10 protein-coding genes and 1 pseudogene are annotated in these 14149 nt (G+C 54.3%); all 11 read right to left on the reverse strand.

Annotation, left to right across the window (positions count from 1 at the left end; all coding sequences use genetic code 11):
• Window positions 1-18: 18 nt before the first annotated feature.
• A complete protein-coding gene (locus tag OO731_RS03015; protein ID WP_264890598.1) occupies window positions 19-1479 on the reverse strand; it encodes a glutamate synthase subunit beta in 1461 nt (486 codons plus the stop codon).
• Window positions 1472-6025 carry a glutamate synthase large subunit gene (gltB, locus tag OO731_RS03020; protein ID WP_264890599.1) on the reverse strand — a complete coding sequence of 1518 codons (4554 nt, stop codon included), beginning with the start codon at window positions 6023-6025 and terminating at the stop codon, window positions 1472-1474. The genes OO731_RS03015 and gltB overlap by 8 nt, the downstream gene beginning before the upstream one ends.
• A gap of 122 nt (window positions 6026-6147) precedes the next feature.
• A complete protein-coding gene (gene lgt, locus OO731_RS03025) occupies window positions 6148-7038 on the reverse strand; it encodes a prolipoprotein diacylglyceryl transferase (protein ID WP_264890600.1) in 891 nt (296 codons plus the stop codon).
• Between the two features lie 10 nt (window positions 7039-7048).
• Entirely contained in the window at window positions 7049-7834 is a 786-nt protein-coding gene (gene trpA, locus OO731_RS03030; protein WP_264890601.1) for a tryptophan synthase subunit alpha, read from the reverse strand.
• Window positions 7827-9041 carry a tryptophan synthase subunit beta gene (trpB, locus tag OO731_RS03035; RefSeq protein ID WP_138315489.1) on the reverse strand — a complete coding sequence of 405 codons (1215 nt, stop codon included), beginning with the start codon at window positions 9039-9041 and terminating at the stop codon, window positions 7827-7829. Before trpB ends, trpA begins: the two co-directional genes overlap by 8 nt.
• A gap of 10 nt (window positions 9042-9051) precedes the next feature.
• Entirely contained in the window at window positions 9052-9831 is a 780-nt protein-coding gene (gene trpC, locus OO731_RS03040; protein WP_264890602.1) for an indole-3-glycerol phosphate synthase TrpC, read from the reverse strand.
• Window positions 9831-10058 (reverse strand): DUF6704 family protein, encoded by a 228-nt coding sequence (locus tag OO731_RS03045; protein ID WP_138315490.1) that lies wholly within the window; start codon window positions 10056-10058, stop codon window positions 9831-9833. Before OO731_RS03045 ends, trpC begins: the two co-directional genes overlap by 1 nt.
• A 48-nt stretch (window positions 10059-10106) precedes the next feature.
• Window positions 10107-10661 (reverse strand): Trp biosynthesis-associated membrane protein, encoded by a 555-nt coding sequence (locus tag OO731_RS03050; RefSeq protein WP_264890603.1) that lies wholly within the window; start codon window positions 10659-10661, stop codon window positions 10107-10109.
• Window positions 10658-12175, reverse strand: coding sequence for an anthranilate synthase component I (gene trpE, locus OO731_RS03055; RefSeq protein ID WP_264890604.1), 1518 nt, complete (start codon window positions 12173-12175; stop codon window positions 10658-10660). Before trpE ends, OO731_RS03050 begins: the two co-directional genes overlap by 4 nt.
• A pseudogene (gene hisF / locus OO731_RS03065) lies at window positions 12172-13289 on the reverse strand (imidazole glycerol phosphate synthase subunit HisF). The gene trpE and the pseudogene hisF overlap by 4 nt, the downstream one beginning before the upstream one ends.
• On the reverse strand, window positions 13289-14128 hold the full coding sequence (gene hisG, locus OO731_RS03070; RefSeq protein WP_264890607.1) for an ATP phosphoribosyltransferase: 840 nt from the start codon (window positions 14126-14128) through the stop codon (window positions 13289-13291). Before hisG ends, hisF begins: the two are co-directional and overlap by 1 nt.
• Window positions 14129-14149: the final 21 nt, after the last annotated feature.

Here is a 14149-nt window from a genome sequence, read left to right on the forward strand (position 1 = left end):
CTTGTTTTTTGATTGAACTTAGTAAGTGATTGAAAGTGGGCGGTCGGTAGGCTTTACCGGGCTTGGTAGCTCGGTGCGACCGACTAGGTAGGCATCGATCGAGGCTGCTGCAGCGCGACCTTCAGCGATGGCCCAAACGATTAGGCTCTGGCCTCGGCCGGCATCTCCAGCTACAAACACATCATCAGCGTTTGTTGCCCAGTTACCGGCACGCGCCACGTTTCCGCGAGCGTCGAGTTCGATGGATGACTGCTCCTGCAGTTCATCACCCTCAACGCCAGTGAAACCAAGCGCAAGCAATACTAGGTCGGCAGGAATGATTCTTTCGGTACCGGCCTTCGGAAGACGCTTTCCATCTACGAATTCGGTCTCCGCAACCTTGACTCCGGTAACTTTACCGTTCTCGCCAACGAACTCTACGGTCGAAGCCAAGTAGGTTCGCTCGCCATTTTCTTCGTGGGCCGATGCCATTTCGAACAGAGTTGGCATCATTGGCCAAGGCTGGTTCGATGGGCGTTCAACCGGAGGCTGCTTGCCAATCGCCAAAGTGGTGACCGAAATTGCTCCTTGGCGGGTTGCAGTACCAAGGCAGTCCGCACCGGTGTCTCCACCACCAAGAATCACAACGTTCTTGTGACCGGCCAGAATTTGGTTATCGACAGTGTCCCCAGCCACTACCTTGTTGGCCTGCACGAGATATTCCATGGCAAAGTGCACACCATCAAGTTCGCGACCTGGGATGTTCAAGTCACGTGGCTTAGAAGCTCCGGTGGCAACCAAAACAGCGTCGTAACGTGAGCGTAGGTCTTCCCAGGTGATGTCGGTGCCGATGTTTACGCCGGTGCGGAAACGAGTTCCCTCAGCTTCCATCTGTGCAACACGACGATCGATGTGGTGCTTCTCCATCTTGAAATCAGGGATTCCGTAGCGAAGTAGACCACCGATACGGTCATCGCGCTCATAAACTGCCACGGTGTGGCCAGCGCGGGTCAACTGCTGGGCAGCGGCCAGACCAGCTGGTCCAGAACCGATGACCGCAACGGTCTTTCCGGTTAGTCGTTCAGGAGCGTGTGGAGCAACCCAGCCCTGCTCGAAGGCCTGGTCGATGATTGAAACTTCAATCTCTTTGATCGTCACGGCAGGCTGGTTGATGCCTAGAACACAGGCGCTCTCGCAAGGAGCTGGGCACAGGCGACCGGTGAACTCAGGAAAGTTGTTGGTCGCGTGGAGTCGTTCAATGGCGCTCTTGCCATCTTCGCGCCAGGTAAGGTCATTCCATTCTGGAATCAGGTTGCCAAGCGGGCATCCCTGGTGGCAGAACGGCACACCGCAGTCCATGCAACGGCTGGCCTGACGGGCAACAACTGCAGAATCGCGCTTTTCATAGACTTCTTTCCAGTCCATGATGCGAACGGCAACTGGGCGGCGAGTAGCGGTCTCTCGCTCAGTTGTCTTCAGGAATCCGCGTGGATCAGCCATTGGTGACCTCCAAGATTTCTTTCCAAACAGATTCGCTGTCTGGGTCAATGCCATTTGCGGTTGCCTTGGCACGAATTGATAGAACGTTTGCGTAGTCACGAGGCAATACACGAGTGAAGTGCTCAGACTCGCCGTCGAAGTTGTCAAGGATTCCCTTGGCAACCTGCGAACCGGTTTCAGCAAGGTGCTGCTCAAGTACTGACTTCAGCTTGGCCTTGTCTTCTGCCGCCAAAGGCTCGAGGGTAAGTTCGCCAGCAGTAAGGGCATCGTGGTTTACGTGGTCGCCGCGGAGCTTGTAGACGTAGGCAACACCACCGGACATTCCAGCACCGAGGTTACGGCCGGTCTTGCCCAGGATTACTGCAACACCACCGGTCATGTACTCAAGTGCGTGGTCACCACAGCCTTCAGCAACAGCAGTTACGCCAGAGTTACGAACCAAGAAGCGCTCACCGACAATACCGTTCAGGTACATCTGGCCACTGGTTGCTCCATAGCCGATTACGTTACCTGCGATGATGTTCTGGTCAGCAGCAAACAGGCTCGACTTGCTTGGGTGAACCACGATGGTACCGCCCGAAAGGCCCTTACCTACGTAGTCGTTTGAGTCACCCTCAAGGGTTAGCTTGATGCCCTTAGGCACAAACGCACCAAAAGACTGACCGGCTGAACCCTTTAGGCGAACGTCGATTGTTCCAGCTGGAAGACCGTCGGCTGCGTAGCGTTTGGTCAGCTCGTTGCCAAGCATGGTTCCAACAGCCTGATCAACGTTGGTGATGTCCAATTCGATCTTGACTGGCTGAGCGTTTTCAAGAGCTGCCGCAGATGCTGCGATCAGTTTGTGGTCGAAGTGCTTTTCAAGCTCGTGGTCCTGAACTGTGATGCGACGCAGTGAAGCACCTTCAGGAAGCGATGGTGTAGCCAGGATTGGAGTTAGGTCCAGTCCGTCAGCCTTCCAGTGATCAATCGCACGGTTGACGTCGATGAGCTCGCTGTGACCGATTGCTTCGTCAAGCGACTTGAATCCAAGCGCAGCGAGGTACTCACGGACCTCTTGAGCCAAGAACTCAAAGAAGTTGACGACGAACTCAGGCTTACCAGTGAAGCGTGAACGCAGGGTTGGGTTTTGAGTCGCAACACCAACTGGGCAAGTGTCTAGGTGGCATACGCGCATCAAAATACAGCCTTCAACGACTAGCGGAGCGGTGGCAAAACCAAACTCCTCAGCACCTAGCAAAGCTGCGATGATTACGTCTCGACCGGTCTTCATCTGGCCGTCTACCTGCACAGACACGCGGTCGCGAAGGCCGTTGACCAGCAGAGTTTGCTGCGCCTCAGCAAGACCAAGTTCCCATGGGGTTCCGGCGTGCTTGAGAGAGTTCATCGGGCTGGCGCCGGTACCACCGTCGTGACCCGAAACCAAAATTACGTCTGCCTTTGCCTTTGCAACACCGGCAGCAACAGTTCCGATACCGACCTGCGATACCAGCTTGACGTGTACTCGAGCCTCGCGGTTGGCACGCTTCACATCGAAGATCAACTGCTTTAGGTCTTCAATTGAGTAAATGTCGTGGTGCGGCGGTGGCGAAATTAGACCGACACCCGGTGTTGAGTGACGGGTCTTTGCGATCCAAGGGTAAACCTTGTTTGGTGGCAGCTGGCCACCCTCACCTGGCTTAGCTCCCTGAGCCATCTTGATCTGAATGTCATCAGCGTGGGTCAGGTACATGCTGGTCACACCAAAGCGCCCAGAAGCAACCTGCTTAATTGCTGAGCGGCGAGTTGGGTCAAGAAGACGCTCCACGTCCTCGCCACCCTCACCGGTGTTTGACTTTGCACCCAGCTGGTTCATGGCAATCGCAAGAGTCTCGTGTGCCTCTGGTGAAATCGAGCCGTATGACATCGCTCCAGTAGAGAAACGCTTGACGATTGCTGAGACCGGCTCAACCTCATCGATGTTCACTGATGGGCGAACGCCCTCGCGCAGGGTAAACAAGCCGCGCAGAGTCATAAGCCCCTCGGCCTGGTCATCTACCGCCTTGGTGTACTCGCGGAAAATGTCGTAACGCTTGTTTCTGGTTGAGTGCTGAAGCTTGAAAACAGTTTCAGGGTTGAATAGGTGCGGTGGGCCTTCGCGACGCCACTGGTACTCGCCGCCGGTTTCTAGAGCCACGTGAGGGTTTACAGCCTCGTCGAGTGGGTAGGCGCTAGCGTGACGCTTGCTGTTTTCGTCAGCAATAACATCGATGTCGATACCGCCAAGCTGGCTTACGGTGCCGGTGAAGTACGCATCAACGAACTCTTGGCTAAGACCGATGGCCTCAAAACACTGGGCGCCAGCGTAAGACGAAACGGTAGAGATGCCCATCTTTGACATGATCTTTAGAACACCCTTACCGAGTGCCTTGACCAAGTTGTACTGAGCCTTCTCAATGGTCAAACCAGCAAGCTGACCGTTCTTGACCATAAGTTCAACTGACTCAAGAGCCAGGTACGGGTTTACCGCCGCAGCGCCGTAACCAATTAAGGCAGCCACGTGGTGAACTTCGCGAACGTCTCCGGCCTCAACAACCAAACCGACCTTAGGTCGCTGCCCCTTGCGGATCAGGAAGTGGTGTACAGCCGAGGTGAGTAGCAATGAAGGAATCGGTGCCATCTCGCGGTTGCTGTCGCGGTCTGACAGCACAAGATAGGTTGCGCCGTCGGTGATTGCCGCAGAAACCTCTTCGCAGATTTCACGGATTCGCGCAGCGAGTGAACCGGAACCATCGGCAACACGGTAGGTGCCGCGCACGGTGTAAGCCTTGCCTACGCCAGGTCGTTCATCGATGTGCTGAATCTTGGCAAGCTCGTCGTTGGTCAAAACTGGGAACTCAACAATGATCTGCTGAGCGTGCTTTGGAGTTGCTGATAGCAGGTTCAGCTCTGGGCCAATTCCAGTGCTTAGAGAGGTGACAACTTCTTCACGGATTGAGTCCAGTGGCGGGTTGGTGACCTGGGCAAACTGCTGCACGAAGTAGTCGAACAAAACGCGCGGACGCTCAGCAATAGCTGCGATCGGAGTGTCTGAACCCATGGCGCCCAGTGGTTCGGCTCCGGTGCGGGCCATTGGCGCAACCAGAATTCGAAGCTCTTCCTCGGTGTAGCCGAAGGTGCGCTGGCGGCGGTTTACCGATGAAACAGTGTGGGCAATGTGCTCACGCTCAGGCAGCTCGGAAAGCTTGATGCGGTTTTCTTCTAGCCATTCGCCCCATGGTTCGAGCGAGGCGATTTCGGCCTTGATTTCGTCGTCATCAATCAAGCGACCGTTAACGGTGTCAGCCAAGAACATGCGGCCAGGCTGCAGGCGTCCCTTGCGAACGACCTTGCTTGGGTCAATGTCAACAACACCGATTTCAGAGGCAAGAACAACCAAGCCATCATCGGTGATTAGGTAGCGACCAGGGCGAAGACCGTTTCGGTCAAGGGTGGCACCAACCAGGGCGCCATCGGTAAATACCACTGCTGCTGGGCCGTCCCACGGTTCCATGAGCATTGAGTGGTACTCGTAGAAGTTCTTGCGGTTTGGCTCGATGTCCGACTGCTTCTCCCAGGCTTCTGGGATCATCATCATCATGGCGTGAGGCAGGCTGCGACCAGACATGTAAAGCAGTTCAACAACTTCATCGAACGAAGCTGAGTCAGAGCCGCTCGGGGTAACGATTGGGCGCAGCGGCTCGATGTCACCGATTAGGTCAGAGGCCAACTGTGCCTCGCGGGAGCGCATCCAGTTGCGGTTTCCCTTGACGGTGTTAATCTCACCGTTGTGCGCAATCATGCGGAACGGGTGAGCCAAAGGCCATGATGGGAAAGTGTTGGTCGAGAAGCGTGAGTGCACCAAGGCCAGCGTTGACTCAAAGCGTTCGTCGCTCAGGTCAGGGTAGAACGGCTCAAGCTGCAGAGTGGTGACCATGCCCTTGTAGACGATGGTTCTTGCCGATAGCGACGGGTGGTAAGCGCCCAGCTGACGCTCAGAACGCTTGCGCAGGCGGAACAAACGACGCTCAAGATCCATGTCGGTTGCGCCATCGGTTGAAGTCACGAATACCTGGCGAATGGTAGGCATGGCCTCGCGAGCCAAATCACCGAGAACGGCTGGATTGGTTGGAACCTCGCGCCATCCGATTACTGAAATCCCCTCTTCAGCGGCAATGTTTGCAAAGCCAGCCTCAACTGACTGCTCGCTGCCCTCTTCGATAAAGACCAAACCGGCACCGTACGTTCCCTTGGCAGGAAGCTCAAACCCGGCCACCGCGCGTAGGAATGCATCTGGGATTTGTGAAAGGATTCCAGCGCCATCTCCGGTACCTGCATCTGAACCAACAGCACCTCGGTGCTCAAGGTTGGTCAGGGCGGTAAGGGCAGTCTTGACAATGTCGTGACCAGGAGTGCCGCGAAGAGTTGCCACCATGGCTAGGCCACAGGCATCGCGGTCAAAAGCTGGATCGTATAGACCAGATGCTGCCGGAGCAGTACTGAATCGTTCGAACGGCGACATTTCAGGCATGCCACACTCCAATCACTAATTATTAGAGGGACAACATTGGCCCGAAGGTGAATACGCTATTGCAAAATTTGTTTGAAACGTCTCGCTTTTGGCGGTTTCAGTTGCCGCAGAATACGGCGCGCTTAGTCCTCAAAGTCTACCTCATCAGCGGGCTTTTGAGCCGCTTTTTTGCCCTTGGAATCATCGAGTACGGTCAATTCCAAACCTGGGTGACGACGTGATTGAACGTAGAAAATCACTAGACCAACTACGATTCCGAGGATTGCTGACCAAACGTTAGTCCGCAAGCCAAGAATGACATCGCTTGGGTCAATTCGGATTGACTCAACCCAGACTCGACCGAACGAGTAGATAACCAGGTAGATGGCGAAGAGCTTTCCCCAACGGAGGGTGAAGCGCTTGTCCAGCATGAGCAGGACTGCAAAGCCCAGCAGTGACCACAGTGATTCATATAGGAAAGTTGGGTGGAAGAGCTCACCGGCCGGAAGGCCCATTGGGTAGGCAGGGTTGGTCACATCGATTTCAAGACCCCAAGGCAAATCGGTTGGAATTCCGAACAGCTCCTGGTTGAAGTAATTGCCCCAGCGACCGATAGCCTGGGCCAAGATGATTCCGGGGGCCACTGCATCGGCAAATGACCAGAATTTGATTCCGGCCTGACGTGCACCGATCCAGGCGCCAACGGCACCACCAATCAGACCGCCATAGATGGCAATGCCACCCTCCCAAATGCGGAATACGGCGAGAAGATCGGCGCCCTCATAGAAGTAATCGTTGGCGTGGGTGGCAACGTGAAAAATTCGAGCAGCAATTATTGCAATCGGGACTGTCCAAATGGCAATGTCAAGGGCTGTACCGCTCGGTGCACCGCGCTTTACGAGGCGTCGGTCGGCAATCAGAATGGCAAGCGCTATACCGGTGAGGATAAATAGGGCGTAAAAGTGAATTTTGAATGGACCCAGCTCGATGAAACTGATTTCTGGGGCTGGAATGCTGTTTAGGAGACTGATCACGAAATACCTTTTACTTTTTTAGGCCCGCGGAAAGCTCGCGGACTTTATCTTTAAGCGCTTGGATGCCACCCTGCTGGTAGGCACGGACGAACGCAGAACCAACGATGGCTCCCTCAGAGTATTGATTGACCTCGAGAACCTGGTCAGCGGTGGAGATTCCGATACCAACCGCCGTGTTTTGCGTGTCAGAGGCCTTTCGAACGTTTGCCACAACCTTCTTGGCATTGGCATCTACTTCTGTTCGAGCACCGGTAATACCCATGGTTGAAACTGCGTAAACAAACCCTCGACTTAGATCGCACGCGGTCTTCATCCGATCGTCTGATGAGGTTGGAGCAGCCAAAAATACTCGATCTAGCGAGTACTTGTCTGACTGTTCGAGCCACTCACGTGCTTCATCGGGAATCAGGTCTGGAGTAATCAGACCCGCTCCCCCGGCCTCGGCTAGGTCGTGGGCAAATTTTTCAACGCCGTAGCTCAAAACTGGGTTCCAATAAGTCATTACCAACACTGGGGTGTCGACCACGCTGGTAATTGCCTTGACAGCATCAAATGTCTGCTTCAGCTTGAAGCCACCCTCGAGCGCCGCCATGGTGGCCTCTTGAATTACGATTCCATCCATTACCGGGTCACTGTAAGGGACTCCAAGCTCAAGGACGTCTACGCCGTTCTGGCACATCGCGATTGAAGCTTCAATAGAGTCCTCTAGGTTTGGGTAACCCGCAGGAAAGTACCCAATCAGCGAGCCTTTACCAGCTGCTTTATTGGCACGAAGAACATCGGCAGTTTTAGACATTGATATCTCCATCAAGTAGACCGAAGTACTTTGCAGCGGTCACCATGTCTTTGTCACCGCGACCACTCAGGTTGACCAAAATGGACGAACCGGCAGGCAATACGGCACCCAACTTGAGTGCTCCGGCAAGGGCATGTGAGGTTTCAATTGCTGGAATGATTCCTTCGGTGCGACTAAGTAGTCGCAGGGCATCCATCGCCTCACGGTCGCTGATGCCCCAGTACTGAGCGCGGCCCAAGTCTTTTAGCCAAGCGTGTTCAGGACCTACGCCCGGATAATCAAGTCCGGCAGAAATCGAGTGGCTTTCCATGGTTTGACCATCTTCATCCTGGAGCATGTAGCTTCGTGCACCGTGAAGGACTCCTGGGCGTCCGTAATTCAGTGTTGCCGCGTGGCGAGGTGTATCCATGCCATCACCAGCTGCCTCGAAGCCAAACATTTCAACCTCTGGGTCGTCCAAGAAAGCGTGGAAAAGGCCAATCGCGTTGGAACCGCCACCGACGCAAGCCGCCAGGGCGGTTGGCAAAAAGCCGTACTCGTCGAGCATTTGCTGGCGTGCCTCGTTGCCAATCACCGAGTGAAAGTCGCGCACCATGGTTGGGAAAGGGTGTGGTCCGGCGACAGTTCCCAGCAAATAGTGGGTGTTATCAACATTGGCTACCCAGTCACGAAGAGCCTCGTTGATCGCATCTTTTAGCGTGCGGCTGCCGGTCTTAACCGGAACAACGGTAGCTCCGAGCAACTCCATGCGGGCCACGTTCAAAGCCTGACGCTCGGTGTCTACCTCGCCCATGTACACGACACACTCGAGCCCAAACAGTGCCGCAGCGGTAGCACTGGCCACACCGTGCTGGCCAGCGCCCGTCTCGGCAATAATTCGCGTCTTGCCCATGCGCTTGGTTAGCAGCGCCTGGCCCAGCACGTTATTGATTTTGTGCGAACCAGTGTGGTTTAGGTCTTCACGCTTCAGAAAGATTCGAACATCGCCTTCGGCATGTTGGGCAAAGCGCTTTGCCTCGGTAATGATCGAAGGCCGGCCGGTGTAGGTTCGGTGCAACTCAGCAAGCTCAGCAGCAAAAGTTGGGTCGGCTTTGGCCGTCTGGTAAGTCGCTTCCAGCTCATCCAAGGCTGCGATGAGAGATTCGGGCACAAAGCGCCCGCCGAACTCTCCGAAGTATGGGCCGACCTGATCTCTAAGTTGCGACATGGCTCTTATCCTACGACTTGCCTGCAAGCAGGAATGATTGAAGCATTTTGGCTGGATCGTTGGTGACTAGTGCCTCGCCCACCAAAACGACATCGGCTCCTGCCGAACGATAGTGAGCAACGTCATCAGCGTTTCTAACTGCAGACTCGGCAACCTTGATAACACCAGCCGGAAACAGCTCAACCAGCGAACCGAATAGGTTACTGTCGGTTTCAAAGGTTGATAGGTCGCGCGCATTTACGCCAACGAGCTTGGCATCAAGTTCTAGAGCTCGTTCTAGCTCTTCGCGGTCGTGAGTTTCGACAAATGGCGTCATGCCTAGTTCGAGTGTGAATTTTTGCAGTCTGGCCAGGTCTTTTTGGGCCAATCCCGCCACGATCAGAAGAATTATGTCTGCACCGGCGGCTCGTGCCTCCAGGATTTGATACTCGTTCGAAGTGAAGTCCTTGCGCAAAAGCGGAACAGACACTCGCGAACGGACCGCGCGCAAATCATCGAGTGAGCCCTTGAATTTACGTTCCTCGGTAAGCACACTGATCGCGCTGGCACCATTCGTGGCATAGATTTCCGCGAGGTGCGCTGGATCTGGAATTTCAGCCATTTGACCACGCGAGGGCGATGCCCGCTTGACCTCAGCCAATACTTTGATCTGATCTGATGGAGCCAAGAACTCCAAAGCGTCAAGAGCTGGCTGGTTGCCGAGTGCAGCGGCTTCAACCTGCGAATACGAGGCTGCCTCGCGGCGTCTTTCCGAGTCCTCTAGCGAGCCAGCGAAGAGTGACTCAAGCACTAGTGCTTGCTCTTGGACTTAGAGCCACCGACTCCGTAGCCCATTTTTTTCAAAATCATGCCGACTGGAATACCAGCAACAGCAAGCACACCAGACGCAATCACGATTGCAGGCTGGTCAAACCAGAAGGCGAACGTGCCAATGGTGAACGCGATCATGATGATGGTTACCGCGGTCCACGATGCTACTGAATCGCCGTGACCCTGCTCGTGAGTGTTGTCTGACATTTTGTGCCTTTCCTAAAATCTAATGAAATTCTAACAACTATGGCTGGACTAGCGTTGCGAGTCCCAGAGTGAAATCGTGTCTTCTGGCTCTTGGATCGCAACTGCTTTACGTTCTGTCCTGGCAACTTTCTTTGGCCAAATTCTTGATGCGCTGAGGGTCACAGATTGGATTACCAAAGTGAGTGCCAAGGCTCCCAAGGTCAGATAGCCACCAATTTCGGTGACCACGGTGACACCCTTGATTCCATGCTGCGCCGCAATCCCTGTGGCTGCCTCAACAGCCGAGGCGAGTGAAGAAATGTTCTGCTGGAGAATTTCGAGCAATAGCGCAACAGCAAAACCAAGGGTGGTCAGAATACTGAGTGCGCCGATCCAGAATCGGGCACGAGGACCAACAAAAAAGAAAAAGGCGCTTTGGCTGGCTATAAGAAGCAGGGTTGGGCTGATGTATCCGTATGTGTTTGCACCCGAGAAAGACTGAATTACCACCGTGGTGTCTTCAGGCTGCATCTCTAGGGTGAACCAGACTTGATTCACCGCGACAACGGTTAGAACCAATCCAATAGCCCAAAGGCCAAAGGCTCGTCCCTTGCTGAGCTTCAACGCTGCACCATGCTGTTGGCGGCGATTACCGCGCGAAGTGGTGCCCCGGCCTTGCTGATCGTCTCTTGGTACTCGGTTTCTGGTACCGAGTCCAAAACTAAACCGGCACCAGCCTGAACATGAGCCATTCCGTCACGCAAGAACGCAGTTCTAATGGCGATAGCTAGGTCGGCGTTACCGGCAAAGTCCAAATAGCCCACCACACCACCGTAAATTCCACGGTTGCCGTGTTCCAACTCATCGATAATTTCTAGCGCTCGTGGTTTAGGAGCACCAGATAGAGTTCCGGCCGGGAAAGTTGCCCTGAAGACATCCACTGGGGATTGGCCTTCTCTAACTTCGCCCTCAACTGTGGATACCAAATGCATGATGTGGCTGAATCGGTGTACCTGCATGAACTCGGTCACGGTCACTGATTCTGGTTTGCAAACCTTAAGGAGGTCATTTCTGGCCAGGTCAACCAGCATCAGGTGCTCGGCCTTTTCCTTGTGGTCGGCTACCAAACTCTCTTCGAGTGAAACATCTTCACCCTCGGTTTCGCCCCTTGGGCGTGAACCAGCAATTGGGTGGGTAATAGCCCGACCATGCTGAACTTTGACCAAAGCCTCAGGTGATGAACCTACGACCGCATAGGGTCCGTCCTCGTCAGCAAAGTTGAGCAGGTACATGTACGGGCTTGGGTTTAGCTCCCGCAGTACCCGATAAACGTCCAGCGGTGAGGCGGTGCACGGGTAGTCGAATCTCTGAGAAATAACTACCTGAAAGACATCACCGATGCGGACATAATGCTTCGATTTCTCAACCGCATCGAGAAACTCCTGCTTGGTAATTCGTGCTTTGGCAGAGTCTTTAGATTCAAGATCAAACAGGGTTTCAGAGTGGCTGGCAGCCTTGCCAAGGTCAGCCTTCATTGCACCGATGTGGGTCAGTGCATCGTCGTGAAGTTGCGCTAGGTCAGCCTGGTCAGTCACAAAAATGTTCGATACCAACTGAATTGAAAGTTGGTCGTGATCAATGATTACGAGGTCGCGGAACATGGCCATCGCCAATGTCGGACTTGGATAGTCCTTTTGCGGTGCCGGCGCGAGTTTTTCTATCTCGCGAATTAGGTCCCAAGCCATTACGCCGACCAGACCTGAGGTCAGTGGCGGTAGGTCACCGATTGGTTCGGATGTCCAAGCGGCCTGCAGTTTTTCTAGCGCATCCAGAGCTGTCTCAGGGAGTGAGTCACTGGCGTTTGGAAGGGGGCTTTGGTTATCAGGTGAGATCCAGTGCACTCCGCCGTCAGAGTTTTTGACGAGGCTCCCCCGATTGTTCACACCGATAAAGCTAAATCGCGACCAGATGCCCTGTTCGGCAGACTCGAGTAGGAAGCTGCCCTCTTTGTCGGCAGCCAACTTCTCAAAGACTGAAAGTGGAGTCTCGTCGTCGACCGAAAGGGTTTCGATAATTGGAATGACCCGGTGTTTTTGAGCCAATACTTCTAACTGATCAAGGGTCAGTGGCGAGTTCATTCGCTCTCCTGCTCGATGTAAAGAGTTGAAACGTCAAAGCAAGATTCTGAATCGGTGTGGCATGCCGGGCCATTCTCCTTAACCTTGATCAGGAGCGTATCGGCATCGCAGTCGGCCTCGATCGAGACAATTTCTTGGGTATTGCCCGAGGTTGCGCCCTTGTGCCAAAGTTCCTGTCGCGAGCGAGACCAGAAAACAGTCTCACCCTTCTCAAGGCTCAGTAAAAGCGACTCGTGGTTCATCCAGGCAAGCATCAGCACACGGCCAGTGATTGAACTCTGCACGATGGCCGGAACCAGGCCATCGCTGTTATAAGCGATTGACTCCACTGCAGTTTTATCTACCGGCATTGTTATCTCGTTTCGTATCCTGCGGCTTTTAGAGCCTGTTTGGCATCGTTGATGGATACCGAACCCTCGTGGAAAATTGATGCCGCCAAAATCGCATCTGCTCCAGCAGCTGCGGCTACTGGAAAGTCCTCGGCCTTGCCTGCTCCCCCGCTGGCGATGACTGGAATATTGGAAATCGCTCGGATTGCCTCTAGCATTTCGGAATCAAAGCCCTCGCGTGTTCCATCAGCATCGATGCTGTTTACCAACAGCTCGCCGGCTCCGCGATCAATTGCCTCTCGAACCCACTGCAGCGCATCGAGCGAAGTTTCCTGACGACCACCGTGAGTCGTTACCACAAATCCCGATTCGGTAGTTGGTGAGCGCTTTAGGTCAAGCGAAATCACCAAAACCTGGTTCCCGAATCGGTTTGAGATTTGGTTGAGCAGGTCTGGATTACTAATTCCCGCTGAGCCAACGCTGACCTTATCGGCACCCGCACCGAGGAGTCGAGCGACGTCATCAACTTGGCGGATTCCTCCGCCGACGGTGAGCGGTATAAATACCTGCTCGGCGCAACTGGTGACCAGATCGTACATAGTTGAGCGATTATCTACAGTGGCGTGAACGTCAAGAAACGTCAGCTCGTCTGCTCCGTCTGCGTAGTACCTGGCAGCCAACTCGATCGGATCGCCAGCGTCACGGAGGTTCAGAAAGTTAACCCCTTTGACTACTCGCCCGTCAGCAACATCCAAGCAAGGAATTACACGGATTGACAGCGACATTAGATTCTCGCGGCGTGAATGGCACTAACCAAAATAGCTCGAGCGCCGAGTTCGTAAAGTTCATCCATCTTGGCGTTTATCTCGGTTGACTTGACCAGTGCACGCACAGCCACCCAATCAGAGTCGCGAAGCGGCGAAACCGTTGGAGATTCAATTCCAGGAGTAATTTGCGATGCCTTTTCAACCAATTCAGTTGGGCAGTCGTAATCAAAGATCACGTACTCACGGGCTACTAGGACGCCCTGCATGCGACGCAAAAGCTGCTGGTGCTCTGAAGCACGACCAGGAGCCACGATTAGGTGGGCCGAGCTCTCTAGAATGACCGGGCCAAAAATTTCGAGGCCGGCCTGACGCAAGGTGTTGCCAGTCGAAACCACATCGGCAACCGCATCGGCTACGCCAAGACGCACTGCAACCTCAACGGCACCATCTAACTGAACCAGTTGCACCTCAATGCCCTGCTCTTTGAGGAAGTCCTCGACCAGGTGAGGGTACGCGGTAGCAACCCTCTTGCCAGCTAGGTCTTGAATGGTGCTGAACTGGCCAACTGGTCCGGCAAAGCGGAAAGTAGAACCGCCGAAGCCGAGGTCAGCTACAGACTCTGCCTTGGAGCGGCTGTCTAGGAGTAGGTCGAGCCCAGTAAACCCAACATCAAGCGAACCCGAGCCCACATAGGTTGCGATGTCGCGTGGACGTAGGTAGAAAAATTCAATGCCGTGAGCAGTGTCGACCACGTGTAGGTCTTTTGGGTCACGACGTACTGTGTAGCCGGCTTCTTTGAGCATAAGAATGGCTGATTCGGAAAGGATGCCCTTATTCGGGACGGCAACTCTAAGCACTTGAGTCTCTCTGGTCTTGGG

It is taken from the genome of Rhodoluna sp. KAS3, from assembly GCF_026000575.1.
In the GTDB taxonomy this organism is placed as follows: domain Bacteria; phylum Actinomycetota; class Actinomycetes; order Actinomycetales; family Microbacteriaceae; genus Rhodoluna.